General features: G+C 56.2%; 1 pseudogene. It reads right to left on the bottom strand.

Annotated features, from left to right (window positions below):
* Window positions 1-338: pseudogene (locus SB753_RS35630) on the bottom strand (arabinose transporter); the annotation flags it as partial.

Raw genomic sequence — 338 nt, 5'->3', positions numbered from 1 at the left:
AGACAATCGCCACTTTCACGCCGCCAAAACGGTCCGGCATCCAGCCAAACATGACGCGCATCACGACAAATGCGCCGCCAAACGCGGTAAGAGTAAAGCCCGCCATCGCCCATCCTTTGCTGGCAAAGTAGAGCGAAACGAAAGTCCCGATAACAGCAAAACCAACGCCTTGTAGTGCCAGACCTAACCCTGGTTTCCAGATAAGCCCGACAACGCTCCACAGCGATGGACGTTCTCCCGCCAGGGCCGGTACTTTGCGCACTGTGCCGTTACAGGCCCACGCCAGTAAGGGTAATACCATTGTGGTGATCGCCAGTGCGGCAAAACCGTAATGGCTA

The organism is Paraburkholderia sp. SIMBA_053 (assembly GCF_046534895.1).
GTDB lineage: Bacteria > Pseudomonadota > Gammaproteobacteria > Burkholderiales > Burkholderiaceae > Paraburkholderia > Paraburkholderia caledonica.
Note: the sequence above shows the minus strand (reverse complement) of the source record. Positions and strands in the feature narration are given on the sequence as shown.